22 protein-coding genes and 1 pseudogene are annotated in these 25,285 nt (G+C 68.4%); 13 read left to right on the top strand and 10 right to left on the bottom strand.

The window, feature by feature from the left end:
* Position 1: 1 nt before the first annotated feature.
* Together ACH34W_RS02180 and ACH34W_RS02175 are read right to left on the bottom strand one after the other, a co-directional pair.
* Entirely contained in the window at positions 2-1,102 is a 1,101-nt protein-coding gene (locus tag ACH34W_RS02180) for a class I mannose-6-phosphate isomerase (protein WP_395958942.1), read from the bottom strand.
* Positions 1,103-1,227: 125 nt separating this feature from the next.
* Positions 1,228-2,058 carry an aminotransferase class IV family protein gene (locus tag ACH34W_RS02175; RefSeq protein ID WP_395958941.1) on the bottom strand — a complete coding sequence of 277 codons (831 nt, stop codon included), beginning with the start codon at positions 2,056-2,058 and terminating at the stop codon, positions 1,228-1,230.
* Positions 2,059-2,279: 221 nt separating this feature from the next.
* Here ACH34W_RS02175 and ACH34W_RS02170 point away from each other — a divergent pair, with 221 nt between their 5' ends.
* Together ACH34W_RS02170 and ACH34W_RS02165 are read left to right on the top strand one after the other, a co-directional pair.
* A complete protein-coding gene (locus ACH34W_RS02170) occupies positions 2,280-2,621 on the top strand; it encodes a HEAT repeat domain-containing protein (RefSeq protein WP_395958940.1) in 342 nt (113 codons plus the stop codon).
* A 68-nt stretch (positions 2,622-2,689) separates the two neighbouring features.
* A complete protein-coding gene (locus ACH34W_RS02165; RefSeq protein WP_395958939.1) occupies positions 2,690-3,208 on the top strand; it encodes a VanZ family protein in 519 nt (172 codons plus the stop codon).
* Between the two features lie 37 nt (positions 3,209-3,245).
* On the opposite strand, the gene ACH34W_RS02160 is transcribed toward ACH34W_RS02165, so the two are convergent.
* Positions 3,246-4,148 (bottom strand): LysR family transcriptional regulator, encoded by a 903-nt coding sequence (locus tag ACH34W_RS02160; protein WP_395958938.1) that lies wholly within the window; start codon positions 4,146-4,148, stop codon positions 3,246-3,248.
* Positions 4,149-4,289: 141 nt separating this feature from the next.
* Between ACH34W_RS02160 and ACH34W_RS02155 the strand changes: the two genes are divergently transcribed.
* Genes ACH34W_RS02155 through ACH34W_RS02130 form a run of 6 tightly spaced genes read left to right on the top strand, consistent with a single transcriptional unit; the run spans position 4,290 to position 11,149 of the window.
* Entirely contained in the window at positions 4,290-5,075 is a 786-nt protein-coding gene (locus ACH34W_RS02155; RefSeq protein WP_395958937.1) for an ABC transporter ATP-binding protein, read from the top strand.
* The gene (locus tag ACH34W_RS02150) at positions 5,072-5,869 is read left to right on the top strand and encodes an ABC transporter ATP-binding protein (protein WP_395958936.1); all 798 of its coding nucleotides are present in this window, start codon (positions 5,072-5,074) and stop codon (positions 5,867-5,869) included. Before ACH34W_RS02155 ends, ACH34W_RS02150 begins: the two co-directional genes overlap by 4 nt.
* On the top strand, positions 5,866-7,737 hold the full coding sequence (locus tag ACH34W_RS02145) for an AMP-dependent synthetase/ligase (RefSeq protein ID WP_395958935.1): 1,872 nt from the start codon (positions 5,866-5,868) through the stop codon (positions 7,735-7,737). The genes ACH34W_RS02150 and ACH34W_RS02145 overlap by 4 nt, the downstream gene beginning before the upstream one ends.
* Positions 7,738-7,779: 42 nt before the next feature.
* Positions 7,780-8,667: a branched-chain amino acid ABC transporter permease gene (locus tag ACH34W_RS02140; RefSeq protein ID WP_395958934.1), complete on the top strand. Its 888-nt coding sequence runs from the start codon at positions 7,780-7,782 to the stop codon at positions 8,665-8,667.
* The gene (locus ACH34W_RS02135) at positions 8,664-9,863 is read left to right on the top strand and encodes a branched-chain amino acid ABC transporter permease (protein WP_395958933.1); all 1,200 of its coding nucleotides are present in this window, start codon (positions 8,664-8,666) and stop codon (positions 9,861-9,863) included. The genes ACH34W_RS02140 and ACH34W_RS02135 overlap by 4 nt, the downstream gene beginning before the upstream one ends.
* Positions 9,864-9,871: 8 nt before the next feature.
* Positions 9,872-11,149, top strand: a complete 1,278-nt coding sequence (locus tag ACH34W_RS02130; RefSeq protein WP_395958932.1) for an ABC transporter substrate-binding protein — start codon at positions 9,872-9,874, stop codon at positions 11,147-11,149.
* On the opposite strand, the gene ACH34W_RS02125 is transcribed toward ACH34W_RS02130, so the two are convergent.
* Entirely contained in the window at positions 11,113-13,944 is a 2,832-nt protein-coding gene (locus ACH34W_RS02125) for an ATP-binding protein (protein WP_395958931.1), read from the bottom strand. The two genes, ACH34W_RS02130 and ACH34W_RS02125, sit on opposite strands and share 37 nt — an antisense overlap.
* 133 nt (positions 13,945-14,077) lie before the next feature.
* Between ACH34W_RS02125 and ACH34W_RS02120 the strand changes: the two genes are divergently transcribed.
* Positions 14,078-14,521: an RICIN domain-containing protein gene (locus tag ACH34W_RS02120; protein WP_395958930.1), complete on the top strand. Its 444-nt coding sequence runs from the start codon at positions 14,078-14,080 to the stop codon at positions 14,519-14,521.
* A gap of 139 nt (positions 14,522-14,660) precedes the next feature.
* Positions 14,661-15,455 (top strand): SAM-dependent methyltransferase, encoded by a 795-nt coding sequence (locus ACH34W_RS02115; RefSeq protein ID WP_395958929.1) that lies wholly within the window; start codon positions 14,661-14,663, stop codon positions 15,453-15,455.
* Here ACH34W_RS02115 and ACH34W_RS02110 read toward each other — a convergent pair.
* Complete coding sequence (locus ACH34W_RS02110) at positions 15,452-15,820, bottom strand: PH domain-containing protein (RefSeq protein WP_395958928.1); 369 nt, start codon at positions 15,818-15,820, stop codon at positions 15,452-15,454. The two genes, ACH34W_RS02115 and ACH34W_RS02110, sit on opposite strands and share 4 nt — an antisense overlap.
* Positions 15,821-16,591: 771 nt before the next feature.
* On the opposite strand from ACH34W_RS02110, the gene ACH34W_RS02105 reads away from it, so the two are divergent.
* Positions 16,592-16,810 carry a hypothetical protein gene (locus tag ACH34W_RS02105; protein WP_395958927.1) on the top strand — a complete coding sequence of 73 codons (219 nt, stop codon included), beginning with the start codon at positions 16,592-16,594 and terminating at the stop codon, positions 16,808-16,810.
* Positions 16,811-17,530: 720 nt separating this feature from the next.
* On the opposite strand, the gene ACH34W_RS02100 is transcribed toward ACH34W_RS02105, so the two are convergent.
* A complete protein-coding gene (locus tag ACH34W_RS02100) occupies positions 17,531-17,776 on the bottom strand; it encodes a hypothetical protein (protein WP_395958926.1) in 246 nt (81 codons plus the stop codon).
* A gap of 190 nt (positions 17,777-17,966) precedes the next feature.
* Here ACH34W_RS02100 and ACH34W_RS02095 point away from each other — a divergent pair.
* Both ACH34W_RS02095 and ACH34W_RS02090 read left to right on the top strand, forming a co-directional pair.
* Positions 17,967-18,110, top strand: a pseudogene (locus tag ACH34W_RS02095) (IS5/IS1182 family transposase); the annotation flags it as partial.
* Positions 18,111-18,315: 205 nt separating this feature from the next.
* On the top strand, positions 18,316-18,735 hold the full coding sequence (locus ACH34W_RS02090; RefSeq protein WP_395958925.1) for a hypothetical protein: 420 nt from the start codon (positions 18,316-18,318) through the stop codon (positions 18,733-18,735).
* Positions 18,736-20,204: 1,469 nt separating this feature from the next.
* Here ACH34W_RS02090 and ACH34W_RS02085 read toward each other — a convergent pair.
* The 4 genes from ACH34W_RS02085 to ACH34W_RS02070 form a co-directional block, all read right to left on the bottom strand.
* Entirely contained in the window at positions 20,205-21,464 is a 1,260-nt protein-coding gene (locus tag ACH34W_RS02085) for a DUF222 domain-containing protein (RefSeq protein WP_395958924.1), read from the bottom strand.
* 1,755 nt (positions 21,465-23,219) lie between these two features.
* Positions 23,220-24,050: a phosphoribosylaminoimidazolesuccinocarboxamide synthase gene (locus ACH34W_RS02080; protein WP_395958923.1), complete on the bottom strand. Its 831-nt coding sequence runs from the start codon at positions 24,048-24,050 to the stop codon at positions 23,220-23,222.
* Between the two features lie 191 nt (positions 24,051-24,241).
* The gene (locus ACH34W_RS02075; RefSeq protein WP_395958922.1) at positions 24,242-24,430 is read right to left on the bottom strand and encodes a DUF397 domain-containing protein; all 189 of its coding nucleotides are present in this window, start codon (positions 24,428-24,430) and stop codon (positions 24,242-24,244) included.
* Positions 24,421-25,191 (bottom strand): helix-turn-helix domain-containing protein, encoded by a 771-nt coding sequence (locus tag ACH34W_RS02070; RefSeq protein WP_395958921.1) that lies wholly within the window; start codon positions 25,189-25,191, stop codon positions 24,421-24,423. Before ACH34W_RS02070 ends, ACH34W_RS02075 begins: the two co-directional genes overlap by 10 nt.
* Positions 25,192-25,285 lie beyond the last annotated feature (94 nt).

Raw genomic sequence — 25,285 nt, 5'->3', positions numbered from 1 at the left:
CTCAACCCGTCGAGGCTGTCTCTCCCAGAGCAGCAATCACGTCGGGGCTGTACCCGGCGGCTGCCAAGGGCTTGTGAATGTCGGAGACGAGGTCAGGAAGGTAGCCCAGAAGGACGTCCGCAGGCCCCGCGATGCGGAACTCTCCCACGGCAGCGGGCATCAGCAGGCTCCGCCCCGGGCCGAGTTCGCCCCGCCATCCGTCCACGGCGATCTCCACGGCGGAACCGACGTTGCTCACAATGACGGCGGTGCTGAACGAGCCCCTTGCGGTCGCGCCCGCAGCAGCGCGCCACCTTTCGAGTGCGAAGTAGGGGCCGGCACAGCAGATGACCCGCTCGCCGTCGTGGTCGACGGGGAGGGACAAGCCTGGCTGGAAGTCCGGGCGCGGCTCCGGTTTCCATTCGGCGAGCAGCATGTCGAGGTTGTTCTCCCATTCCCTTTCGGGGAGCCGGGAGCCGTCTTCGATGCGCCACGGCATGGCCGACCGCTGGATGTTCGAGGTCTGCTCGATCTCGTACACCAACGTGTCCGGGCCGAAGCTGTGCAACGTTCCGGCAGGCAGGTAGAGGGTCTCCCCGGCACGCACGGGCACGCGCCGCATCACGGCGTCGTAGTCGCCCCGCACCAGAGCGTCACGCAATGTGGCGGCGTCCACTCCCGGTTTGACGCCGACCAGAGCGGTGGCGCCGGCAACCGCCTCCAAGATATGCCACGCCTCGGTCTTACCGTTGGGCTCGCCTTCCAACGTCCGGGCGTCCTCGTCGTCGGCGTGCAAATGGATGGGCAGGGACCGTGTGGCGTCGACGAATTTCGTCAGGATCGGGAAACGGTCGCCGCTCCACCCGGCGCCCATGATTTCTTCGGGATATTTCAGCATCAGGGAGCGCAGGGACTCACCCGCGAGCGGACCCTCGTTCACCTCGCCGATGTGCCCCTCAACATCGCTGACCTCCCACGCTTCAGCGATCCGGCCGGGCCGGGGCGTTGACGAGCGCTTCAACCGGTCAACGATTGCTTTCCCGCCGAACACATGCCCCATCAAGGGGGTGCTCAGGCTCAGCGGGTACCAGTGCGGGTTCATCTGCTGCGCTGGCTGGTTCACGAAGGCACCACTACCCCCCGTTCCAGCACGACACATCAGGCCTGATCAGAATTGAAAAACACTTGGGCGAGGCATGGGGAGGAAGAGCGAAGGAGATGTGGCACAGAGGGTGCCGTGGGCCCTGCTTACGGCGAGGTGAGCGGTTCTGCCTGGTAGGCCTTGTGGAGCAGCTCTACGAAGGAGCGCGCCTCGGGCAAGGGCACGGGGCCGATCCGGTGGACGGGCACGCCGGGCGTCCATGAGTTCATGACCACCGCACCGGTCAACGAGGGCAGGTCGATGAGCGTGATCTCCTGGTCCCGCTGGGGAACGCCCATGCGGCTCAGCCTGCGCCGGACGATGCTCATCGTGATCCCGCCCAGCATCTCGGCCACGGGCCACACCACGGTCGCGCCGTCCCAGAAGGCCAGGTTCCAGATCGTCGCCTCGCTGAGCCGGCCCCGGCGGTCGACGAACGCGGCATCGTCGAAGCCCTGCTGACAGGCCTGGCGGAGATAGTAGGTCTTGGCCACCTCGCCGACATGCTTCACCGCGGGGAGATCCCGTTCGTGTTCGACCATCGCCAGCGAGAGCGGACCCTCCGGACCGGAGGAGGGCGGCCCGGTACGGACCAGCACCTGGAGCTCCCGGTCGGCCGAGGTGAACTCGCCCGCCGACGAGTAGACCGTCGCCGTGAGCGAGAGGTCGGCCGGGCCATCGGCCAACGCCGAGCCGTCCGCCAACGCCGACCTCAGGTAGGACCGCACCTGGTCGTCGGGCAGGGCTTCACCGAACATCTCGATCGAGGCGACCCGCAGGCGTTCCAGATGGAGGTCGAGACCGCGGACCTGCCCTCTGCGCACCTGCATGGCGGTGAAGTGGGCATAGCCGGCGAAGGCGAGCGGTGCCAGATCCTCGGCCGTCGCAGGCCCGCCGTTCCGATGAACGGCGTAGGAGGCCTGGGTGTTCACACTCATGCTGTTCACACTCATGCTGTTCGTCCCCATCGATCGAGTTATCCGTAGCGTGTGCAAATAGCCGCGTATGCGATAGTTGCATACGCTTCATATTGCACAAGCACTATAACCACAGACGGCGCGCCCTTGCCGCGCACCGCTCGTCGGCATCCCTGCCGCGCCCCTGTGTCAACGCCCTCGCCACGCGTCCCATGTCGGTGGCCGGCTCTAGGCTCGGGGGCATGTCGCGGCGACGTTTTGATCAGGCCATGGAGCTCATGCGGAAGAAGGACCCCACGGTCCAAGAGGACGCGTTCGACTTTCTGCGCGAGCACGCCGACGCGTACGTCGACGAGCTGATCGCGGAGTTCGCGGCGGAGCGGGACGACACCGGGCTGCGCTGCTGGCTGCTGGAGCTCATCGCCGAGGCGCGGTCGCCGCAGGCACTGGACGTCTTCCGTGACCAGCTGGAGAGCCTGGACGAGTCGTTGCAGTTCTGGGCGGTCCGCGGGCTGGAGATGCTGGACGACCGGGAGGCGGCCCAGGCACTCGACCAAGCGCGCGCCAACGGCTGGATCTCCTGACCTCGATTCCTTCCCGATCGGGTAAAGAGATCCGGAGTACCCCGGACGTGGGAGGGAAAAGAATCACCGTGGCGGCTGATCGAGCAGTGCACGCGGACACGCAGGTCGAACTCCACCAGGCTCCGGCGACTCGAGGACTTCCACGATGGCTGGTCACCGCGCTGCGGTGCCTCGCCGTGATGGCCGCGCTCGGCGTCCTGGCCGCCTTCTCGTACGTGGCGTTCCAGCTCACCCTCACTCCGATCCACGACAACGGGCAGGCCGGCGGCAACACCGATCCAGGGCGGTCGCTGCGCTTCTACCTCGACCAGCCCGCTCGGGACGCACTCATCCAGCTCGGCGGCAACCTGATATTGCTCGCGCCGCTCGGGATCCTGCTGCCGGTCGTGTCGACCCGGCTGCGCGGGCCCTTGCGGCTGTTCGTGGTGGGCGGGCTGATCTCGCTCGCGATCGAGACCACCCAGGGCATGCTGGTCCAGGGCCGGGCGTTCGACATCGACGATGTGATCCTCAACGCCGCGGGCGTCGTGCTCGCCTACCTCCTGATCGGGCGCAAGGTCTCACACGTGGCCAGAGGACGGAGCTGACCTTCCCTGCCGAGCGCCCTCCCGCGCGCGGCATGTCTTAGCGGTCGCGGAGCTCGGCGGCGAGTTCTTCGAGCACCGAGACGGCGGCGGCGACCGCGGGATGGTCGTCAGAGCCCGAACGGATCAGGACCTCGGTCGTACGGCCCTTCCCCGGCATGGGGATGATCGCGACTCCCGGCGGGGGATTGCCGCAGAGCAACCCCGGCAGGATCGTCACGCCGAGTCCCAGGCCGACCAGCGACAGCGCGGCGGCCAGATCGGTGTACTCGTGCTCGATCACCGGGGTGAAGCCGGCGCTGTGGCAGGCGTGCAACGTCACGTCCCGGCAGCTGCTCGGCGCCGCCGTGGTGATCCACTTCTCGTCGCGCAGGACGGCCGGCCCCTCCCGTTCGACGGCAGGCCGGAGGCGTTCGGGGATCGCCAGGGCCAGCGGGTCGTCGAAGAGGGGCCGTACGGTGAGGCCTTCCGGTGCCGGGGTGCCGAGATGCAGGTAGCGGTAGTGCAGTGCCACGTCCAGGTCGCGCCGCTTCAACATCGGGACCACTTCTTCGGGCTCGGCCTGGGTGATCCGCGGCCGGAGACCGGGGTGGCGTTCGGCGAGCGCCGCGACGAAGGGGGCGGCGACGGGCACGAGCGCGCTCGGGAAACAGCCCACCCGCAGCTCACCGACCACCTTGTCGCCGAGCGAGCGGACGATGCTCTGGGCCCGTTCCAGCTCGGCCAGAACGTGCTCGCTCTGCCGGGCCAGCGCGGCCCCGACGGCGGTGAGCCGTACGGTCCGGCCCTCCCGGTGCAGCAGCGCGGCGCCGGTCTCGGTCTCCAGGGCCCGGAGTTGCTGGGACACCGCCGACGGTGTGACCTGGTGAATGTCGGCCACCGCGGTGACCGTGCCGTAGTCCGCCAGATCCCTGAGCAGGACGAGCCTCTTCACATCGAGCATGGGGACAGCCTGGCAGGTGAGATCGACGGGGTGTTATCAAAGAGATACGGGCGGGACAAAACCCGCTCTTGTCTCACGGTGAGATGCAGGTCACACTCTCTGACATTGAGCCGAGCTGGATACAACCATCGGACGGCGCTCATGCTGAGTGTTCGGAATCTCGAGGTCGTCTACCACGATGTGATTTTGGTCCTGCGAGGCGTCAGCCTCGAGGTCCCCGAGGGAGAGATCGTCGCGCTCCTGGGCGCGAACGGGGCGGGCAAGACCACGCTGCTCCGCGCGATCTCCGGACTGCTCGACGTCCATGACGGCGAGGTCACCAAGGGATCGGTGCTGCTCGACGGCCGCCCGATCCACGAACTGCCCCCGACCCGGGTCGTGCGCCTCGGCGTGCGGCAGGTCATGGAGGGGCGGCGCATCTTCGCCGAGCTGACCGTCGAGGAGAACCTGCGGCTGGGCGCCCACACCAACCCGGGAGCGCTCGCCGCGAACCTCGACCGCGTCTACGGGCTGTTCCCTGTGATCAAGGAACGCCGCGGCCGCACGGCGGGTTACCTGTCCGGCGGCGAGCAGCAGATGCTCGCCGTGGGCCGGGCGCTGATGTCGGAGCCCAAGCTGCTCCTGCTGGACGAACCGAGCCTGGGGTTGGCACCCAAGCTCGTGGAGCAGATCCGCGACATCATCGTGGAGATCAACCGCCAGGGCACCACGGTGTTGCTTGTGGAGCAGAACGCGACGATGGCGCTGGCCATCGCGGGCCACGGCTACGTCCTGGAGACCGGCAAGATCGTCATGGACCGGCCCGCCCGCGAGCTGCTCCAGGACGAGGACATCCGGGAGTTCTACCTGGGTCTGGGCGCGGAGGGCGCGGCCCGCTCGTTCCGCGATGTCAAGCACTACCGGCGGCGGAAGCGGTGGTTGTCATGAATCGGCCGGTGGAGGCGTCCGTGGAGGGCGCTCCGATCCTGGAGCTGGCCGACGTGCGGCTGTCGTTCGCCGGCGTGACCGCGATCGACGGCGTCTCGTTCGGCGTCCGGCCGGACGAGCTGTTCGCCGTCATCGGGCCGAACGGCGCGGGCAAGACCTCGATCTTCAACGTGATCTCCGGCGTCTACCGGCCCCAGGAAGGCAGGGTCGCGTTCGACGGCACCGATCTGCTGGGGCGGCGGCCGCATGAGATCGCGAGCCTCGGCATCGCGCGCACGTTCCAGAACGTCGAGCTCTTCGCCAACCTCACCGTCCTCGACAACCTGATGCTGGGGCGCCACCAGCAGCTGCGGTACGGCGCGCTGGCCGGGATGGCCTGGCTCGGCCGGGCGCGCAAGGCCGAGCTGGCGGCACGGCTGGCGGTCGAGGACATCATCGACTTCCTGGAGCTGGAGCAGTGGCGGCGGCACACGGTCGGGCTGCTGCCGTACGGGGTGCAGAAGCGGGTGGAGCTGGGCCGGGCGCTGGCACAGGAGCCCAAGTTGCTGCTCCTCGACGAGCCCGTGGCCGGCATGAACCTCGAGGAGACCGAGGACATGGCCCGCTACATCCTCGACATCCGCGAGGAACTCGGCATCCCGATGATCCTCGTCGAGCACGACATGGGCCTGGTGATGGACCTGGCCGACCGGGTGCTGGTCGTCGACTTCGGCGTGCCGATCGCGCTGGGCACCCCCTCCGACATCCGTACCGACCCCGAAGTCATCAGGGCATATCTGGGGGAGGCCTCATGACCGAGGTGAAGACCGCCACCGAGCTGCCGGCGACCATGACCACCACGATCGCCACCAGAGTCCGTGACCACGCCGCGAAGACCCCGGACCGCGTCGCGATGCGGGAGAAGGACCTCGGCATCTGGCAGGAGGTCACCTGGCACACGTACTGGGAGACCGTGCTGACCGTCGCGCACGCGCTGCTGGCGCTGGGGGTCGAGCCGGGCGACCGCGTGGCGGTGCACTCGGAGAACCGGCGCGAATGGCTCTACAGCGACCTGGCCACCGTCGCGATCCGCGGCACCACGATGGGCCTCTACCCCACCAACCCCGCCGCCGAGGTCGGCTACCTGCTGCAGCACTCGGGCTCAAAGGTCCTCATCGCCGAGGACCAGGAGCAGGTCGACAAGGCCCTCGCGGTCACCGGTGACCTGCCCGACCTGGAGCGGATCGTCTACATCGAGCCGCGCGGCATCAAGAACCACTACACCGACCCCCGGCTCATGTCGTGGGAGGAACTGTGCGAGCTCGGGGCGCGGCACCGCGCCGAGTTCCCCGGCGCGGTCGAGGAACGTATGGCGGCGGCGCTCCCCGACGACGTCATGGTGCTGGTCTACACGTCCGGCACCACTGGCCCGCCCAAGGGCGCGATGCTCACGGTCACCAACGTCGAGTTCGCCATCCGGGTGCTCATCGAGGAGGGCGGCTTCACCCAGCCGCCGCCGACGCCGCGCGACCTCGCGCTGTCGTACCTGCCGCTCTGCCATGTCGCTGAACGGATCTTCACGGTCTGGTTCAACGCGTCCTCGGGCATGCAGGTCAACTTCGCCGAGTCGATCGAGACCGTCCCCGCCAACCTGCGCGAGGTCCAGCCGACGATCCTGTTCGGCGTGCCGCGCATCTGGGAGAAGATCCTGGCGAGCGTGGAGATCCGGCTCGGGTCGGCGAGCCCTGTGAAGCGCTGGACGACCCGGTTCTGGCTGCGGCTGGCCGACCACGTCGGCGACACCCTCGTGCGCCGCGGCGGAAAGCACACGCTCGGCACCCGGCTGATGTACGCCGTGGGCTGGCTGTTCTGCTTCCGGGCACTGCGCGAGCGGATCGGGATGCGGCGCGTACGGTACGCGGCGTCCGGGGCCGCGCCCATCGCGCCGGAGGTGCTCAAGTTCTTCATGGGCATCGGCGTCCCCATGCACGAGGTGTACGGGATGACCGAGAACACCGCGATCGCCACCGCCAACAGGCCCGGCAGGGTCAAGCTGGGCACGGTCGGCGAGGCGCAGCCGGGCTGCGAGCTCCGGGTGGACGACGACACCGGCGAGATCCTGACCCGCCATGCCGGGGTGTTCGCCGGCTACTGGCGCGACGAGGAGGCCACCCGCCGGGTCGTCGAGCCGGACGGCTGGCTGCACACCGGCGACGTCGGCGAGTGGGACGGGGAGCACCTGCGCATCACCGGCCGCATGAAGGAGATCATCATCACCTCCGGCGGCAAGAACGTGGCGGCGCCGCTGATCGAGAACGAGCTGAAGGTGTCCCCGTACATCCGCGAGGCCATCGTCCTCGGTGACCGCCGCGCCTACCTCACCGCGCTCATCGGGATCGAGCTCGACACTGTCGGCGAGTGGGCGACGCGCCGCCGCCTCGCCTACACCACCTACCGCGACCTGTCCGAGCAGGACGAGGTGCGCGAGCTGGTGCAGGGCATCGTGGACGAGGTCAACAAGGGCCTCGCCCGGCCCGAACAGGTCAAGGACTTCCGCCTGCTGCCCAAGGAGCTCGACCACGAGGACGGCGAGCTCACCGCCACCCAGAAGGTCAAACGCACCGCCATCGAGCGCGTCTTCGCCGACCTGATCGACGAGCTGTACGGGAGGTCGCCCCGGTGACACCGAGCGGAACGAAACCATGACAGAGCGCGGAGCGAGAGCATGACAGAGTTCTGGCAGAGCGTGGCGCGCGGGCTCGGCAACGGGTCGATCTACGCGTTGCTCGCGCTGGGTTTCGTGATCATCTACAAGTCCACCCGCGTGATCAGCTTCGCCCAGCCCGCGTTCATGCTCGCCGGCGCGGTCCTGGTCACCTATCTGGCGGCCGAGGTCAACTTCTTCCTGGCACTGCTGCTGTCGGCGGTCGCGGTGGCCCTGCTGGCACTCGGCGTCGAACGGGTGACGGTCCGGCCGATGGTCGGCAAGCCGGTCTTCGTCGTCGCGATCATCACACTCGGGCTCGACATCGTCATCCGGGTCATCGTCAACGGCTTCATCGGGCTCGACGTGCGGCAGGTCGGTGACCCCTGGGGCCTGCAGACGGTGAATCTGCTCGGCGTGCCGGTGCAGCAGCGGTACCTGGCCATGTTGCTCACCACCGCGCTCATGGTCGCCGCGCTGTTCGCGTTCTTCCGCTACACACGGTTCGGCCTCGCGATGCGGGCCGCCGCGTTCGACCAGGAGACGGCGCTGGCGCAGGGTGTGCCGGTCGGCGCGGTGTTCGCGACGTCGTGGGCGATGGCCGGAGGGCTGGCCGCGGTGGCGGGCGTGCTCGTCGGCAGCGGCGCCAGCGTCGACCAGAACCTCTGGATCATCGCGCTGAAGGCACTGCCCGCGATCATCCTCGGCGGGCTGGACTCGCTCGGCGGCGCGGTCGCCGGCGGGCTCGCGGTCGGGCTGGTGGAGTCGCTGGTCGGCACCTACCAGGCCGATCTCGCGCCCTGGCTCGGGCAGAACTTCGCGGTGGTGTCGCCGTACGTGCTGATGTTGCTGGTCCTGCTGATGAGACCGAACGGGCTGTTCGGGACGCCGGAGGTGGAACGGGTATGAACACGCTCCGGAGGAACGCCGGGGGGCGTGGGGAGTCGGCCCCCCTCGGGCGGGCAGGGCCCGCTCTGCTTGACCGCGGCGGACGCCAGGGGCGCCGGCCCCGGGGCCGCCCTCTGCTCCACACCTCCTACAAGCAGGACATGGCGCTGCTGGACACGCCGGGCAAACGGCGGTGGCTGAGCGCGTTGCTGGTGATCGCGGTGCTGGCGCCGTTCATGCTGACCGACGACATCCTGCAGCTGCTCGCGGTGGGCTTCGTCGCGTCGATCGGGGCGATCGGGCTCAACATCGTCACCGGGTACGCGGGCCAGATCTCGCTCGGGCACGCGTTCTTCCTGGCGATCGGCGCGTACACGGCTGCGGCCGTGTCCGGCGACCCGGACGGCAAGGTGATCGGCTTCGGCGTCACCTCCATCCTGGTGTGGCTGCCGGCGGCGGGGCTGGCGGCGGCGCTCGCGGGCGTGATCGTGGCACCGCTCGCGACCCGGCTGCGCGGGTTGTACCTGGCGATCGTGACCCTGGGGCTGGTGTTCCTCGGCGAGCACATCTTCAAGGAATGGGACAGCCTGACCGGCGGCCCCGGCGTCGGGCGGCCCTCGGCGGTGCCCGAATTGTTCGGGATCCGGCTGGACGAGGCGGGGGCGTACAGCAAGGAGCAGAAGCTCTACCTGCTCATGCTGGTGATGCTGGTGCTCTTCGCGGTGCTCGCCCGCAACCTCATGCGCTCGCGCGTCGGCCGCGCGTTCGCCGCCGTCCGCGACCGCGACATCGCCGCCGCGATCATCGGTGTGGACCTGCGCCGCTACAAGCTGCTCGCGTTCGCGGTCTCCTCGTTCTACGCGGGCGTCGCGGGTGCGCTGATGTACACCGTCGCCGGGTACTTCGACCCCGGCTCGTTCAACCTGCTGCTGTCCGTCCAGTTCATCGCCATGATCCTCATCGGCGGGGTGGCCACGGTGAGCGGCTCGATCATGGGCGCGATGTTCATCACGCTCCTGCCGCGCATCACCCGTGAAATGCCCGGCGTGCTCCCGTTCATCAGCTCCGAGTCCAAGGAAACCCCGAACATCTTCCAGGTCGAGACCGTGCTGTACGGGCTCCTCATCATCGTCTTCCTCATCCTTGAGCCCCGCGGCCTGTTCGGTATCTGGACCCGGATACGCAACTACTGGAAGGCCTGGCCCTTCAGCTATTAGGAGCCATCATGAAAAGCAGGATCGGCGCGGTGCTGGCCGCGGGCGTACTGGTCGTGAGCGTGAGCGGCTGCGGAGTCTTCCGGGGGGACGAGGACAGCAGCGCGCCCGGCGTCACCAAGGACGCGTGCCCGAACGCGGTGAACAAGAACAACGGCTGCATCTATCTGGGGGCCATCTCCGACCTGACGGTCGGCCCGTTCAAGACGCTGGCCGTGCCCATCACCGAGGCGCAGAAGGCGTTCTGGAAGCGGGTCAACCAGCAGGGCGGCATCGGCGGCTACGACATCGACGTCACCAAGTACGTCCGCGACAACAAGTACAACCCGGAGACCCACAACCAGGTCTACCAGGAGATCAAAGGCAAGGTGCTGGCGCTGGCCCAGACGCTGGGCTCGCCCACCACCGCCGCGATCATCAAGGACCTCAAGTCCAGCAAGATCGTGGCGGCGCCCGCGTCGTGGACGTCGGCGTGGAACTTCGAGGACGTGATCCTGGAGTCCGGCGCCAACTACTGCATCGAGTCGATGAACGCGATCGACTACGCCGTCGAGACGTTCAAGCCCAAGAGCGTCATGGCGGTCCACTACGCCGGTGACTACGGCGCCGACGCTGCGGCCGGGGCCAAGGCCGGCGCGGCCGCGCAGAAGCTGACGTTCAACGCGATTGAGACACCGCAGGGCCAGGACAACCAGGGCCGCGCCGTGGACGCCATCGTCAAGGACAAGCCCGACCTGGTCATCCTCACCACCGGCCCGACCGACGCCGCGACCGTGATCGGGCAGGCCGCCGCCCGCGGCTACAAGGGCCGCTACATCGGCACGAGCCCGAGCTGGAACAAGGGCCTGCTCAAGAGCCCGGCGGCACCGGCGATCAAGGCCCAGTACCTGCAGTCGGCCCCGTGGGCGCCGTTCCAGACGCAGTCCCCCGGCCACCAGGCCATGCGGCAGGCCATCGGGCAGGTCGACCCCAACGACGGCTACACCGCGGGCTGGGTCTGGTCGTACCCGCTCAAGGCGGCGCTGCAGAAGGCCGCCGCCAACAAGGAGCTGACGCGTGACGGGCTGCTGAAGGCCGTGAAGCAGATCAACCAGGTCGACTACGAGGGCATGATGCCGACGGGCTCGGGCAACTTCGCGGGCGACGCCGCGACCGGCGCGGTCCGTACGAGCCTCATCGCCAAGCCGGACGACAAGGAACCGACCGGGATCAAGGTCATCAAGGAGGCGTTCACCGGACCCACCGCGAAGGCCTACACGCTCGACGCCCCTTGCTTCGGCAAGCTCTGAGCGCCGGCCTCCGAAGCATTGACTCTCTGAGCGTTGGCTTTCAGAGCGCTGAGCTTGTGAGCGCGTAGTTCCAGCCTGCTCGCCGTGCCGGTCTTGGCGAGCAGGCTGGCGACGTGCGTGTCGATGGTGCGGTGCGAGAGGAAGAGCCGCTCGGCGATCTGCCGGTTGGTGAGCCCCTCGGCCAGCAACATGAGCACGTCCATCTCCCGGCTCGTCACCCCGGCGGCACGCAGGCCGGACGGAACCGGGGTGGAGCCGCGGCCCCGCCGGGTCGGCGCTCCGGCGCGCCGGAGCAGATCACGGGTCGTACGCGCGAGCCGGACCTCCCCCGCACGCTCGAACGCCGCCAGGTCGGCCCGGAGGGCGGGCACGGGGTCTCCCCAGCCATCGGTCACGGCGGCCTCCAGCACGAGTGACCGGCAGAGGCGCCGCCACCAGTGGTAATGCGCCAGCACGTCGTCGCCGGCCGCCAGGAGGCTTGCGGCGCGCTCCGCGTGCCCGGTCCGTCCGGCGGCGATGGCGTCGGCGTAGTGGAGCGCCCCCCGGTTCACGTTCCGCAGTACCGGTGCCGAGTGGCGCAGGGCGTCCCGTACCTTCAGGTCATCCCGTGCGACGGCGGTCCGGAGCAGCGCCCACAGGCCCCATGCGGACACCGGCGCCGTCTGGCCCTGGCCTTCCAGAGCCGGCATGCCGTCGTCGAAAAGCGCGACGGCCGTGTCCAGGTCGCGGTCCAGCAGCGGAATGAACGCGCGGACGGTCGGCGCGAGCGCCGACACCTCGACGGGCAGCAGCTCATGCCCGGTCGCGGCGTCGAGCGCCACCTCCATGCCCTCCCCGTCGCCGTCGGCCGCGCGCCCGAGCGCGATGAAGAGTTCACCGACCGCCTGATAGCCCCCCAGCCCCAACCGGCTCGCCAGCTCGGCCGCCGCGCGCGCCGGGACCTCCGCCGCGCGCGGCCCCTCTACGGTGCACATGTGGTCGGCACGGACGAGATCGGCGGAGACGACGTCGACCAGCTGCCCGTTCTCGAGCGCCAGCTCTCTCGCCTCCGCCAACGCCGGCGTGTGGGGGTCGGTGAGCACCTCCACCAAGGCCAGGTGGTTCAGGGAGGTGACGCGCCAGGGCATCAGCCCGTATTCGGCGGCGAGCCGGGCCGCCCGCGTGTAGGTGAGCCGGGCGATCTCCACGTCGTGCCGTATGGCGCACTGGCCGAGGACGATCAGGGCCCGGCACAGCGCCTCCATGTCGTGCGCCGCCTCAGCCCGCTCGATGGCCGCCGTGGCCAGCTGCGCCGCCTCGGTGAGGCGTCCCGGCCCGAACGCGGCGTTGGCGGCGAGCACGAGCGCGTGCGGGTCCTCGGGCCGCCCCGCGCGCTGGAGATACCGTTCGGCCTCGTCCCACCGGCCCGTGACGATCGCTGCGTCGGCCAGCCGCAGGCACAGCTGGGCATGTTCGTCCCCGGTCGTCCGGCCGAGTGCCCGTGCGCCGGCCTCCAGCGCCGCGTCCGCCTCGCCGAGCCGGGTGAGCAGCACCACACGTTCGATCGCGACGGCCGACGGGGACGCCGCGAGTCCGTCCGCGCGGTCCAGCAGAACACGGGCGTCACGCAGCGCTCCCCTGGCGATGTCGCGCCGGGCGAGCCGTACGAACACCACCGCCGCACGCGCCTGCTCACCCGCGATGACCAGCAGGTCGGCGGCACGCACCTCATCGTCGGGCCGGCCACGGCCCAGCAGGACCTCGGCCGACCGGCGGGCCAGCACCACCCGCACGGGCGGCGGCACCGTCGCCAGCACGGCGTCCCTCGTCAGAGCATGCCGCCAGCGCAGCGCGTCGCCCGCCGCGACCAGCAGCCGCGGCTGCGCGGCTCGCGCGGCGCCCAGCACCACGTCCTCGGCCAGGCCGGTCGCCATGCCGAGAACGGTCCAGTCAGGCTCGTCCCCCAGCACCGCGGCCGCCTCCAGGACCCGCCGCTGCTCGGGCCCGAGCGCGTCCAGACGGGCGGCGACCATGCCCGCCAGGCTGGGCGGCACCGAACGTTCCTCCATGCCGCCGGCCACCAGTTCCTCCACCAGGAACGGCAGGCCGTCGGACTTCCGCACCACCAGGTCGCGTACGGCCGCGGGCAGCGGGACGGTACCCGCGCACCGTTCGGCGAGCACCATCGAGTCGTCCTCGTCCAGCCTCTGCAGCCGGACCGTGTGCACCTCCGGCCGCTCGGTGATACGGCTCTGCACGCAGGGTGGACAGTCCTCATCGCGGATCGACGCCGCGACGAGCACCGGGCATGCGTGCAGCACCCCGATCAGGTATTCGACGACGGCGAGCGTGTCCCCGTCCGCCCAGTGAAGATCCTCCAGGACCAGCAGGCAGCCGCGCGGCCCGTTCAGCATCCCCAGAAGCCGGACCAGGCCCTCGCCCAGCACCAGCACGGGATCGATGCTCGCCGGAGGCTCCTCCCCCGCCCACTCGGGCAACAGGCGGCCCAGCGCAGCCCGGTAGGGCCGCAGCTCGGGACACCGCTCGCGGCAGTCCGCGCGCAGATGCCCGACCAGCGCCTCGGCCAGCGGCCGGTACGCGCCGCCACCCGCCACGGCCCGTCCCGTCAGTACGAGCAGCCCCGCCTCGCGCGCCAGCCGTGCCGCCTCCGCGAGCAGGCGGGACTTGCCGATGCCCGCCTCGCCCATGACCGCCAGCATCCCGCCGCGGCCGTCCCCTACACCTTCGACCAGAGCAGTCAGCCGGGCCAGCTCGGCCCCGCGCCCCACCATGCCGCCATCGCCGTCGATAGCCATTGGCTCAGTATCCGCAGGGCGGCCCTCCATGACATCCGGTGTTCCACTGACACTGCCCACCACTGACATCTCGGCACACCGTTAACTCGGTGGCCGTCACGGATACGCGCGACCAGCGACGGCCACCGCCGGTGTGACCGCCGTCGCCACCCCCGCCTCCGCCGCACCGGGGCCGTTCTATTGGATCGTCAACGAGGGGAACGGCAAGGCGCTGCTCCCCTTCAAGCACTCCAAAGAGCCCAATACCAACATCGTCATGCAGAGCAAGACCAACGAGGGCGCCATGCACTGGAAGATCGGCGGCTCCGGCACCCTCCGCAAGCTGGAGAACCGGCACTCGCACCTCTGTGCCCGCGCGGGTGCCAACGACACGTTCGTGCTCCAGCACGACTGCGGCTTCGACGGGACGACCTGGATCGTGTCCGACCGCGACCGGATGTGGGCCGGCCTGCCGGTCACGTTCGAGAACCTCAACCGGCACACGTGCCTGACGGCCAACGGGGTCGTCGCCAGGACCGCGACCTGTGTCGGGACGAGCACCCAGCAATGGCGCCTGGAGCACGTGCCGGGCACCTGACGGAACCGTCCGCATCGTGAGCCTCTTTTTGTCATGGGAGGCAGAGCGATGCGGACGTTCCGTGTTGCCACGATCACGCCAAAGGACCGTCGATCCACTACCCTGGAGCAGCCCCCCGCCCCGGACCCAGGGATGGCATATGAGCGATCGCGATCCCCTAAACGATCTTGGTTTCGACGGCCCCGCCAGCGCCCGTGTCTACGATTACTCCCTCGGCGGCAAGGACAACTACGGCCCCGACCGCAGCGCCGCCTCTGACGCGCTCGACGCGTACAGCGTGGCCCACCTGCTGCCCCGCGAAAACCGGAAGTTCATGCGGCGCGCGGTCCGCTATCTCCTGGACGCGGGCGTACGGCAGTTCGTCGACCTCGGCTGCGGCCTGCCCGGCAAGGGCAACGTGCACGACCTCGCGCACGGGGCCGATCCGGATGCCAAGGTCGTCTACGTCGACAACGACCCGGTGGCCGTCGTCCACTTCCAGTCGCTGCTGCACTCGGTACCCGGGGCCACCGCCATCAACGCCGACGCGCGCCACCCCGACGCGATCCTGAGCCACCCCGAGCTCACCGCGCTCATCGACTTCGACCGTCCGGTGGGCATCCTGATGATCTCGATGCTGGACTGGATCCCCGACGAGGACGACCCCGACACACTCGTCGCCGCGTTCCGCGAAGCGCTCTCCCCCGGCGGCCACCTGGTGATCTGCGACTTCCTCAGCGACAACCTCTCCGAAGCGGACCGGGCCACCCACCGCGAGCTGACCGAACGCTACGGCATCTCGCTGACCTTCCGTTCCAGCGAACGCTTCAAGGGCTTCTTCGACGGCCTCAACCTGGTGGAGCCAGGTCTCGTCCTGGCCCCCGAATGGCGCCCCGACCGCCCGTACGATCCCCCCTCGGGCTGGCTCCTCGCAGGCGTGGGCCGCAAGCCCTAACGAGAGATGTAGTGCACGATCACGTCGTGCACATGGCGGGTCTTCTCCTCGCCGCGAAACTCGATCTCGTAGATCTGCGTGCCCACATGAATGGCGATCGTGCCGCTGGAGAAGAACGACCCGGCGATCGACTTGTTGCTGACCACGCTCACCGAGCTGATCTTCGAGTACGGCACGCTCGTGATCGCCATCCGCTTCCCGGCGAACGACTTGTCCTGAATGATCACACGTCGGTCCGTCAGCCCGATGAACCCGGTCCCCGCCCCCACCGCGTCGTACACGGCGATGATCTGCTCCCCCGGCAGCAACCCGCCCTCAATCTGCTTCAGCTGCCCCGACCTGTCGTGCGGAATCGAATTCCCCATAATTCCCCTCGCTTCGTCCACCTGATTCGACGGCCCCAGCCCCCCGAACGTTCCGAAGCCCGCCCGCTTCCGGTGCGCGGTAGGCCCCGAAGTCTGGGGGACGACAACCCCACGCGGAGCTAGCGCGGTGACCTGAACCCCCTGCGTATGCACAACACTCCTGGTTTGGGCGTGAGACCGACTGTCGCCGCTGGCCATATCCATCATCGTCAACTCGCCCCCGACGGCCAGATCCTAAATTTCGACCTCGTCGTCCTGGACGGCCGGTTGCTCTTCGTAGGTACCCCCGGACCGCAGCCGCCAGGCCTGCACCTTGGACCCGGCGACCGACCAGTGAGCGGAGTGCCAGCTCGACGACCCCACGCTTAAGGAACTGGACCACACCGAACTCACCGCGCTCGGCGCCGGAGTCGTGATCGGCGGTGGCCGCGACCACCAGGGCTTCGCGACGTGAAACCTGGAGACGGGCAAGGTGAAGCTGACCGAGCAGGAAGGCGGCATGGGGCTCCGCGGTCGGACCGACTTCGGCGGACGCTCGATGCTCGTCGTGGGTTTCGAGGCGTGGAGCTGTGGGACCCATCAGTGGCCGACGATGCCGGGCCTTCGCCCTCAGGCAGTGCCGTCGCAGCGGGCATGCTAGGGGACCGGCCGGTCGTGGTGGCCAGCGGCCGCCACGGCGGGGGTGCTCGTGTGGGACATCGACAAGCAACGCACCCTCACCCAAAACACTGCACGAGTTTGCCCTGGTCACCGTGCAAGAGCACACCTGTGGTGGCGGCGGGTGGACAGAGCCTGCTTCTGGGAGATCCCGAAACCGGCGAGTGGGCCGAGCCGCTCACCGTCATCACCTGCCTGGACGTGGGCTCGGTGAGGGGTCGACCGATCACTATCACCAGCGCCAAGGACAGCACGATCTGCGTCTGGGATCTGGCCCGACGCCGACTGCTCAGGCAGCCGTTCCGCGAATACGGCAGCGAGGTGTTCGCATGACCGAGCTCAACGGCTGCCCAGTAGTCATCGGCGCAGCCCACATCGACACCGCACGCGCCTGGGAGCTCCCTTTCTCAACCGGCCGAGAGATCAGCACAAGCAACCGCGGAGGAGAGATACCAGCCTGAGGGCCGCCCTCAGCCCCAGGGGTCGTAGTTGCCCGCCGTCGACGCCGAAGTGCACCCGCAGGCAGGCTGGGCGCGACGTGACCGCGCGTCCAGTGGGGAGGGCTTTGCGCGCGGGGAGGCTGGTGCTGCCGCGTCCCGGCCATGCTCACGTCCGAAGCGGCTCTAGGTCTGCGGAGCTCGGCATCGGCCACCCCTTTGGTACGGCTGGTCACCCGCCTGCGGATCACCGCAGGGCTGGGGCTCAGACTTGGCAGCGAAGCGAGCGGAAGGCAGGGCAGGGCGCCAAAGTGGCCGCGCCTCTGGTGGGGAAGAGCTTTGTCGCGCTGTGCGCGGGGAGGCTGGCGCTGCTGTATCCCGGCCGTGCTCACGCCTGCAGCGGCCTAGAGCCTGCCGACGCGGTGGGTGTGGTGTCCCCCTCTTTGGGCTGGCGGTCACTCGGTCGGGGCTGCGGGTGGGGGGCGCCAGGGTGGGCGCCAAGGCTGCCGGACGCGGCTGCCGCCTGTAGTGAGCGGTTGGGCCGGGGGTGGGGGCGTGCCTGTAGGCCCGGCACTGGGTCCGCGCCGGGCTGCAGGCTGGGGATGTGTGGGGGTGGTCAGGCCGCGTGGTCGTGCCAGGGATTGTCGGCCTGATCGACAGGTCTGCCGTGTCTGGATCTGGCGACCCCGTCGGGTGGCAGCGCCCGATACCGGTAGCGCCCATCCTCGGTGTGGGTGATGTGTATCTGCTCGGGGTGGGTGTGTTTCCAGCGGTTGTGCCAGCCGCAGCACAACGCCAGCTTGTCGAGGTGGGTGGGGCTGTTGCCCAGCGCCCACCCATCGACATGATCGACCTCGCACAACAACCCGGCACCTCACACCCCTGCACCGCACACGTGTCATACAGCGTTTCCAGCACCCGGCGCCGCCCCGCGGTGGCGATCCGCACCGCATGCCCGAGGTAGAGCGGCACATGGTCGGGGCTCAGAATCAGGTCTTGTGGCAGCGACCTGTAGGTCTGGAACACCGTGAGGATGGCCACCCTCCTTCGACCTTGATCGCTATCGCGAGCGCAACACCGTGGAGCGGTGTTTCAACAAGCTCAAGGACTTCCGGGCCGTGGCGACAAGGTATGACAAACGCGAACGCATCTACCAGGGAACCATCGACGTCGCCTCGATACGAATATGGCTCCGCGACCCCAAGCCGGATGATACCTGGGCATTCCGATCCCCACTCAGCACCGCCCCAGCAGATACCGAGCACAATCGCTGCCCCCGGCACGGCGGAGGATCGCCCCTTTTCCCTACGCACCGGAAGGCTCCGACAACGCAGCGAACGCACATATCTGGCGTAGCGTGTCGGGCAGGCCGTTCACATCGGGGTGCCTACTATTCCCGACATGAGCAAACACAGGTGGAGAGTTCTGGTCTGCATGGCTGCTGTGAGCGCGTTGTGCTGGGGAACGGCGGGGGCGGTTCACCTGGGGTTCGAGTACAGCGGAGGGCCCAATGGCGGCTACGGCCTGCCCGAGGGCGGAGGATGGTACGAACTCGCCTTCATCCTTGGCCTCATCGTGTCCTTCTACGCCTATTCCGGCGGCGGTTTCGCCAGGCCGTTGTTTCGTGAAAAATGGTGGCACTCGCTGAGTCTGACCATTGGTACCGCAGTGGGCGCAGTGTCGGTGCTGGAGCTGGGACAGGGACAGCGGTACTGGGTCGCTGCCGCGATCATGGCTGCTATCGGTGCCGGCGGCCCCCTGGTGAACATCCTTGTGGAACGCCATCAACCGCGGAGACCCAGGCCCAGGATGCCAGCCTGAGGGGCGCCCTCAGCCGCAGGGGCCGAAGTTGCCCGCTGTCGACAACGAAGTGCGCCCGCGGGCAGGCTGGGCGCGACGTGACCGCGCATCTGCTGGCACTGAAGGGTTCCGCGCTGCGCAGGTGGCAGTTGCCACTACATCCCGGCCATGCTCCCGCCCGCAGCGGTCTAATGACCGCGATCTCGGCATCGGCCGCCCCTTTGGTACGGCCTGATCGCCCGCCTACGGATCGCCGCTAGGCTCGGCTTCAATCCCGGCAGCGAGGCGAGCGCAAGGCAGGGCAGGGCAGGGCGCCGACGTGACCGCAGATCCGGTGGTGGAAGAAGGAACTTGCCGCGCTGCGCGCGCGGGGACGCTGAGACTGCCACATCCCGACCACGCTCATGCCCGCAGCGGCCCAAGGCCTGTGATCTCGGCACGGCCACCCCTCCTGGTGCAGCTGATTTGCCCGGCTGCGGTCACCGCGGAGTTGGGGTTCAAACCCGGCAGCGAGACGAGCGGAGGGCAGGGCACCACGGTGGCCGCGCGTCTGGCGCGGAAGAGCTTTGCCGCGCTGGCGCACGGGGAGGCTGATACCGCCACATGCCGACCACGCTCATGACCGCAGCAATCAAGGTCTGTGATCTCGGCATCGGCCACCCCTTTAGTGCTGTTGGTCGCCCGGCTGCGGGTCATCGCGGGGCTGGGGTTCAGACTCGGCAGCGAGACGAGCGCAGGGCAGGGCGCCACGGTGGCCGCGCGTCTGGCGCGGAAGAGCTTTGCCGCGCTGCGCACGGGGAGGCTGGCACTGCCCCACGCCGACCATGCTCATGCTCGTAGCGGCTCTAGGTCTGTGATCTCGGCGTCGGCCGTCCCTTTGGGGGCGGCGGCTTGCCCGGCTGCGGGTCACCGCAGGGCTGGGGTTCAGACTCGGCAGCCAGGTGAGCGGGAGGCAGGGCTGGGCGTCGACGTGGCCGCATATCCGGTGGAGGAAGAAACTTGCCGCGCTGCGCGCGGGGACGCTGGCACTGCCGCGACCCGGCCATGCTCCTGGCCGCAGCGGCCTAAGGGCTGTGATCTGGGCATCGGCTATCCCCTTTTGACGCGGCTGATCCCCCGGCTGCGGGTCACCGCTGGGGTTGGGTTCAGACCCGGCGGCGAGGTGAGCCGGGAGAGGAGGTCTGGGCGTCAAGGTGGCCGCGCGTCTGGCGGGGGAAGAGCTTTTGTGGCGCTGTGCGCGGAGGGAGGCTGGTGCTGCTGCATCCCGGCCGGTGCTCACACCCGTGGCGGCCCAGGGCTGGCCGACGCGGTGGGTGTGGTGTCCCCCTCTTTGGGCTGGCGCTCACCTGGTCGGGGTTGCGGGCAGGGGCGGGCGCCAAGGCTGCCGGACGCGGCTGCCGCCCATGGTGAAAGCGGTTGTGCGCGGGGCGTGCCTGTAGGCCCGGCGCTGAGGGTGCGCCGGGCTGCAGGCTGGGGGGTGTGCGGAGTGGTCAGGCCGCGTGGTCATGCCAGGGGTTGTCGGCCTGATCGACAGGTCTGCCGCGTCTGGATCTGGCGACCCCGTCGGGAGGCAGCGCCCGGTAGACAAAGCGGCCGTCGGTGGTGGTGATGTGTATCTGGTGGGGGTGGGTGTGTTTCCAGCGGTTGTGCCAGCCGCAGCATAGGGCGAGTTTGTCGATGTCGGTGGGGCTGTTGCCCAGCGCCCACCCATCGACATGGTCGACCTCGCACAACAGCCCCGGCACCTCACAGCCCTGCACCGCACAGGTGTCATACAGGGTTTCCAGCACCCGGCGTTGCCCGGCGGTGGCGATCCGCACCGCGTGGCCGAGGTACAGCGGGACGTGGTCGGGGCTGAGGATCAGTGGGGAGATTCCGGCGTTGAGGGCGATGCGCCGCACCTGCGCCGCCGGGATCGGGGTGCCGTCCCGCAGCCGCCCGGGGGTGTCGTCGCCGGTCAGGGTCTGCAGGTCGGCGATGACGGTGACCCGGGTGTCCCTGTGCCCACCAGACAGCACGGTGGATAGGGCGGCGGCGGTGCGTTCGGCCAGGTCCCGGCGGTCGTCGGTCCCGGCGGGTTTGGCCAACGGCGCGAGGGTGCCGTCCAGGATGGCGGTGTCTTCGGGATTGAGCCAGCCGTGCAGGTAACAGCCGCCATCCAGCGACCGGCTGACGGTCATCCACGACCGCTGATACCCCCGCGCCGCATCCTGTGGCGGCTGATCGGTGCCGGTGAGTTCGGCGACCAGGTCATGCACTCTGCGGCCCAGCCGCGCCAGGTTCCGCGCCGACACCCCGCCAGCCACCGCCTCCAACAGGATGCCTTCGGCGGCCGTACAGTCGTCATCGTTGAGGCGTTGTACGGCGTCGGCGATGGTGGCGGCATACCCATACGAGAGGGCGCCGGTGGCCAGTTGCTGGTTGATCTGCTGCAGGCGGGGGAGTTGGCGGGCCAGGGTGAGGCGTTCTTGGGCGCGGCCCTCGCGCATGCCCAGCCGGCACCGCAACCACGCCTGAGTCGACGCCAACCCCCACCGCTTGGGCTCGCCGGTCCGGTCCACCACCGCGATCAACCCGGCCAGCACCTGCTCGCCCTGGTCCAGCGCGGTGGCGAACTGTTCGGCCAGCTCCATGCAGGCGGTCCCGGAGTCGGGTGCCGATCGTTGGGTGAGTTGGGTGGTGATCGCGGCGGCCGCTTCCACCAAGTCAGCGGTGGAAGCGGAATCTAGTCCCGCCACGATCGAATCCATGCTGTTATTCTATCGTCACGTTCGGTGATATCGCAAGGTGTGGGTGGGTGATTGCCGACGGTATCCGGCCACCTTTTTGTGACCAGTGCGATAGGTGGCCGTCCCGCGATTTCCACTTGGGCCAGGAGCGGCGAGTCGGAGGTTATGTCGCCATCATTCGCCGGGATCAGCGTGTCCGTTTGTGGTCGTCTTTGTGGCCGTCTTTGCGGGTGGCCGGTGGGGGTGCCATCCCACGGTTGTTGTCGGTTGAGGGCGGGTGAGTCGGGGATTAAGTCGGCTGGTCTGGGTGGGTGGTTGAGCGGTGCCGAAATGACCGTTTTCGGGTTGGTGCGGCTTTGTCGTGGGTTGCGGTCACGTTGGTTGCTGTTGCGGATTCTGGTCTGTGCACAAGGGTGAGGGCGGGCGGCGGCCTGGGGTTGTGGGGAATCCCGCTCTTCGCGCGGCTAAGGTCGAGCATCAGCCACCAGCAAACCCACACAACACCCACCCGCCGCACCCGCCGCCTCCCTTCTTGTCGCCGCGCTTTTAGACCTTCAGCCCCAACCGACCGGCTGCCGGGCGGGGCGCGAAGCCAAAGGGGTGACCGCTGCCGCCAACCGCGCAGCGGCAGATCAGTAAGCTGCCACCCGGAAACCGGTGCGTACGCACCTGCCGCCCCTGCCCACTGCCTTCTTGTCGCTGCGCTTTTAGGTCTTCAGCCCCACCCCACCCGCCGGCCGGGCGAAGTGCGAGCCAAAGGGGAGACCGCTGCCGCCAACCGCGCAGCGGCACGAAGTAGCCTGCCGCTCGGAAACCGGTGCGTACGCACTTGCCGCGCCCGCCGCCTACCTTCTTGTCGCCGCCGCTTTTGGGCCATTAGCCCGCCTCACCCGCCTGCCGGGCGGGGCGCGAGCCAAAGGGGAGACCTCTGCCGCAACCGCGCAGCGGCACGAAGAAAGCTGCCGCCCGGAATCCTGTGCCTACGCACCTGCCGTCCCTGCCCACTGCCTTCTTGTCGCCGCCGCTTTTAGACCTTCAGCATCCACCCACCCGCTGCCCGGGCGGGGCGCGAAGCCAAAAGGGGAGACCGCTGCCGCAAACCGCGCAGCGGCACGAAGTAGCCTGCCCCGGAAACCGGTGCGTACGCACAGGCCGCGCCCACCGCCTACCTTCTTGTCGCCGCCACTTTTGGCCTTCAGCCCCAACTGACCGGCTGCCGGGCTGGGTGCGGCGCCAAAGGGGTGACCGCTGCCGCCGACCGCGCAGCGGCACAGCACTAACCCACAAATTCACAAACCGGCAGACGAACGAGCACCCAAAGCCCCCGGCAATTTGGTGAATGGGATGAGTGACTTGTCGTCCTGGGACACCAGCTCGATCGCGCGACGCCGGAATTCGGTCGATGTCGTTTGGGCATGGCGAACATCTTTATGCGAAAGGCGCACCTCATGGGCCAAAGAGACGTCATCGGCAAGAGGGGCCTCATAGGCAAGACAGGCCCTTGGCCAGGCGTCCGTGAAAACGAAAGAAGGCCACCGGGGACTCCTTAAGATCCCGCCTACAACCCGTAGAGCTCTTCGTCTGACCAGATCTTGTCCATGGATTGGGTCAGTGCTTTCTGCCGTCCATGGCCGGGGTGGTCGAGAGCGAGCGGAGGAGGTGGGCTGCGGCGATCTCTGCAGGAGGTTCTGGCCGGAGCACCGGAGTGAGACCCCGCTCGGTGAGTAGCGCCTGGCTGTCTTTGATGAGGTCAGCGGGATCGTACGGCTGCAATGGTCAGCCCCAACGGCGGCCGGTGAGTCGTTCGTAGACCTCGATGTAGCGGGCTCTGGTCGCGTCCACGATCTCGGCCGGGATGGGCGGGCCGGGAGGTGTGCGGTCCCAGTCGAGCGAGCTGCTCCAGTCTCGTACGAACTGCTTGTCGAGCGCGTGCTGGGGGCGGCCGGGCTGCCAGTCGTCCGCGGGCCAGAAGCGTGAGGAGTCCGAGGTCAGAACCTCATCGCCAAGCACGAGCGTGTCGTCGGCGGCGCGGCCGAACTCCAGCTTGGTGTCGGCGATCATGATGCCCCGCTCCGCAGCGATGGCCGCGCCGCGCCGGTAGATCTCCAGGGTGACCTCTTTGAGGCGGGCGGCGGTGTCGTCACCGATCTCGTCCACCACGTCCTGGTAGGTGATGAACTCGTCATGGCCTTCGGTGGCCTTGGTCGTCGGTGTGAAGATTGGCTCGGGCAGCTTGGAGCCTTCGACCAGGCCCGGGGGCAGCTCGATCCCGGATACGGTGCCGTTCTTCTCGTACTCCTTGAGACCGAGGCCCGCCAGATAGCCGCGTGCGATCCACTCCACCGGGAGCATGGTGAGGCGCCGGCAGCGGACTGCCCGTCCCGTCCATTCGCCGGGGACGTCGGTTGCGGAGATGATGTGGTTGGGCACGACATCGGCGAGCTGCTCGAACCACCACAGCGAGAGCTGGGTGAGGATCTTCCCCTTGTCGGGGACCTCTGTGGGGAGCACGACGTCATAGACGCTCACCCTGTCCGAGGCGACGAGAATCAGATCGTCGCCGTCGGCGTAGACGTCGCGCACCTTGCCGGAGTGGACCAGTTCCATGTGCTTCCTCAGCTCGCGATCTCGCATTTCCACCGGCGACCGGATCGCCGGTGACGAGCGTACTAGGAGCAGGCACAGCGGCTCTGACCTGCCACGGGCCGATCGAGCGAGGTGGGTGAAGCCACTCGCGTGGCAGCGCATGGAGCGCAGCTGTATCACGCCGGTGACGGGTCACGCCTGGCAGTCCATGGTCACGCCCGGTGCCGGACGCCCTCGGCAAACCGCCTGAACGCTTTCACCGTGAACACCAGCATGGGCCCCTCCGGATCCTTGCTGTCACGAACGGCAACGACGCCCGGCACTGCGGCCAACTCCACACATTCGCCACCCTGTGAAGTGGATTGTGATGACTTCCGCCATTTCGCGTCACTCAAGTCCATTTATCCTCTACGACCTTCTTTATTATCTCTACCGACTCGTGGACGTTGTAGGCGAGGGTCCTGACTTCCTCCAGAGCTTTGTGAACTCGGACGAGGTCCTCCGGCTCTCCAAGGGTGAACCCACGTCCGATCGTCTCGACGTATGCGACTTCTGACATGTCATCCAACCGCGCGAGCGTGACCGAACCAGAGTTCCCGTCATGTTCACCTCGGGGCGGAACGACCTGAACGGACAGTTGATCGGAGATGCGATCCACGAGCAGGAGCAGTTGCTCCCGCATGATGCCAGGGTTGCCGACCTCGCGAAACAAGACGCCTTCCTCCAGCAGGAGAGTGAACCGCGGCGGGGGCGGATCATCCCTGCTCAAGACCTTTTGCCGAGCCATACGGTTGGCGATGTCAGCTTCATTGCCGTGGAGGATGGCGCTCGCGTACGCCTCACTCTGCAACAAGCCGTGGACGACCATCGGCTGCCACGAGACGAGCATGATGGCGTCCGCTTCGATGGGCGCCCACTCCGACCAGTCAGGGAAGGCGAGCGCCTGATCCGTCGTGAGGTCGTCGTAGAGCTCCAGCAGCACGCCACTCGCGCGCATCAAGGCGTCGGCCTTTTCGATGCGCTTGCGCGTGGGGCGCTTCTTGCCTCGTTCCACCTGTGAGACGAAAGCAGTAGTCGTTCCCCACGCTCTCGCGATCACCTGCTGGGTTAACCCGGCTTCATGTCTGTACCGCTTGAATTGACGGCCGAACGCGCTCAGCACCGGCGATGTCGTCGCACGTCTCTGAGGGTTTGACATGATCGCCTTTCTGCAACCGGGACTTACCTCGATTAACCCAAGGGATCAGGTTAACTGC

The organism is Actinomadura sp. 6N118 (assembly GCF_044326415.1).
Classification (GTDB): Bacteria; Actinomycetota; Actinomycetes; order Streptosporangiales; family Streptosporangiaceae; genus Spirillospora.
The sequence above is the reverse complement of the archived record's forward strand: the minus strand, read 5'-3'. Positions and strand labels throughout refer to the sequence as shown.

What these genes read in the sequence shown, in the direction of transcription:
- ACH34W_RS02110 (WP_395958928.1), bottom strand. Translation starts at nt 15,820, where the DNA reads ATGGGGAATTCGATTCCGCACGACAGGTCGGGGCAGCTGAAGCAGATT.
- ACH34W_RS02135 (WP_395958933.1), top strand. Translation starts at nt 8,664, where the DNA reads ATGAACACGCTCCGGAGGAACGCCGGGGGGCGTGGGGAGTCGGCCCCC.
- ACH34W_RS02140 (WP_395958934.1), top strand. Translation starts at nt 7,780, where the DNA reads ATGACAGAGTTCTGGCAGAGCGTGGCGCGCGGGCTCGGCAACGGGTCG.
- ACH34W_RS02170 (WP_395958940.1), top strand. Translation starts at nt 2,280, where the DNA reads ATGTCGCGGCGACGTTTTGATCAGGCCATGGAGCTCATGCGGAAGAAG.
- ACH34W_RS02175 (WP_395958941.1), bottom strand. Translation starts at nt 2,058, where the DNA reads ATGAGTGTGAACACCCAGGCCTCCTACGCCGTTCATCGGAACGGCGGG.
- ACH34W_RS02145 (WP_395958935.1), top strand. Translation starts at nt 5,866, where the DNA reads ATGACCGAGGTGAAGACCGCCACCGAGCTGCCGGCGACCATGACCACC.
- ACH34W_RS02085 (WP_395958924.1), bottom strand. Translation starts at nt 21,464, where the DNA reads ATGGATTCGATCGTGGCGGGACTAGATTCCGCTTCCACCGCTGACTTG.
- ACH34W_RS02160 (WP_395958938.1), bottom strand. Translation starts at nt 4,148, where the DNA reads ATGCTCGATGTGAAGAGGCTCGTCCTGCTCAGGGATCTGGCGGACTAC.
- ACH34W_RS02080 (WP_395958923.1), bottom strand. Translation starts at nt 24,050, where the DNA reads ATGGAACTGGTCCACTCCGGCAAGGTGCGCGACGTCTACGCCGACGGC.
- ACH34W_RS02115 (WP_395958929.1), top strand. Translation starts at nt 14,661, where the DNA reads ATGAGCGATCGCGATCCCCTAAACGATCTTGGTTTCGACGGCCCCGCC.
- ACH34W_RS02155 (WP_395958937.1), top strand. Translation starts at nt 4,290, where the DNA reads ATGCTGAGTGTTCGGAATCTCGAGGTCGTCTACCACGATGTGATTTTG.
- ACH34W_RS02150 (WP_395958936.1), top strand. Translation starts at nt 5,072, where the DNA reads ATGAATCGGCCGGTGGAGGCGTCCGTGGAGGGCGCTCCGATCCTGGAG.
- ACH34W_RS02130 (WP_395958932.1), top strand. Translation starts at nt 9,872, where the DNA reads ATGAAAAGCAGGATCGGCGCGGTGCTGGCCGCGGGCGTACTGGTCGTG.
- ACH34W_RS02125 (WP_395958931.1), bottom strand. Translation starts at nt 13,944, where the DNA reads ATGGCTATCGACGGCGATGGCGGCATGGTGGGGCGCGGGGCCGAGCTG.
- ACH34W_RS02090 (WP_395958925.1), top strand. Translation starts at nt 18,316, where the DNA reads ATGAGCAAACACAGGTGGAGAGTTCTGGTCTGCATGGCTGCTGTGAGC.
- ACH34W_RS02075 (WP_395958922.1), bottom strand. Translation starts at nt 24,430, where the DNA reads ATGGACTTGAGTGACGCGAAATGGCGGAAGTCATCACAATCCACTTCA.